This window comes from Pseudomonas sp. PS01299, assembly GCF_029960145.1.
GTDB classification, from domain to species: domain Bacteria; phylum Pseudomonadota; class Gammaproteobacteria; order Pseudomonadales; family Pseudomonadaceae; genus Aquipseudomonas; species Aquipseudomonas putida_A.
Genome location: NZ_JASCPO010000482.1, coordinates 1 through 1279, shown reverse-complemented (window position 1 = coordinate 1279; position 1279 = coordinate 1). Strand labels below are relative to the sequence as shown.

Here is a 1279-nt window from a genome sequence, read left to right as displayed (position 1 = left end):
GGGCTTGCTCGCGAAGGCGTCGTGTCAGTCAACACGTCTTTTTCTGATACACCTCCTTCGCGAGCAAGCCCGCTCCCACAGGAATAGTGATGACGCCCGCAGATTATTGCGTCCTCGGTAACGCACTGTTGATTGATCCAGGTTTGTACCTGCGCCCAGCGAAGGCATAAGCTTCGCCCCCTACGACTTTCGTCTCATCTTCCGATTTCAGGAAAGCCCCATGTCCAGCCAGTTCCCCGAAGCACGTCCCCGCCGTCTGCGCCGCAATGCGAGCCTGCGCAGCCTGTTCCAGGAAACCGAGTTCAGCCTGAATGATCTGGTGCTGCCGATTTTCGTCGAAGAAGAGATCGACGACTTCGTACCGATCAAGAGCATGCCGGGGGTGATGCGCATTCCCGAGCGCAAGCTGGCCAGTGAAATCGAGCGTTATGCCCGTGCCGGGATCAAGTCGGTAATGACCTTTGGCGTTTCCCATCACTTGGACGCCAACGGCAGCGACACCTGGCGCGAAGAGGGACTGGTCTCGCGCATGTCGCGGATTGCCAAGGACGCCGTGCCGGAAATGATCGTGATGTCCGACACCTGCTTCTGCGAATACACCGATCACGGCCACTGCGGCGTGATGCACAACCACGAAGTCGACAACGACCAGACCCTGATCAACCTCGGCAAGCAAGCCGTGGCGGCGGCGCGTGCCGGTGCTGACGTGATCGCCCCGTCGGCGGCGATGGACGGCCAGGTGCGGGCGATTCGCCAGGCGCTGGACGCCGCCGGTTTCACCCAGATTCCGATCATGGCCTACTCGACCAAATTCGCTTCGGCGCTGTATGGCCCGTTCCGCGAGGCCGGCGGCAGCGCGCTGAAGGGTGATCGCAAAAGCTATCAGATGAACCCGATGAACCGCCGCGAAGCCCTGCGCGAATCGCTGCTAGACGAGCAGGAAGGCGCCGATGCGCTGATGGTCAAACCGGCCGGTGCGTACCTCGACATCATCCGCGACATTCGTGAAGCCTCGAACCTGCCGCTGTCGGCGTATCAGGTCAGCGGCGAGTACGCGATGATCAAGTTCGGCGCGCAGGCCGGTGCAATCGACGAGGATCGCGTGGTGCGCGAAAGCCTGGGCGCGATCAAGCGCGCGGGGGCGGACCTGATCTTTACTTACTTTGCGATGGATCTGGCATTGGCCGGGATCTGACGAATACCGCAGAACCCCCTGTGGGAGCGGGCTTGCTCGCGAATGCGGTGTATCAGCAACGAATAGGTTGACTGACACGACGCC

The 1279-nt window shown here is 61.2% G+C and carries 1 protein-coding gene; it reads left to right on the top strand.

Annotated features, from left to right (window positions below; translation table 11 throughout):
- Window positions 1-220 precede the first annotated feature (220 nt).
- A complete protein-coding gene (hemB, locus tag QMX91_RS31140) occupies window positions 221-1195 on the top strand; it encodes a porphobilinogen synthase (RefSeq protein WP_027613860.1) in 975 nt (324 codons plus the stop codon).
- The last annotated feature ends 84 nt before the right edge of the window (window positions 1196-1279 follow it).

Coding starts and splice junctions, on each gene's coding strand:
- hemB (WP_027613860.1), top strand. CDS start 221: ATGTCCAGCCAGTTCCCCGAAGCACGTCCCCGCCGTCTGCGCCGCAAT.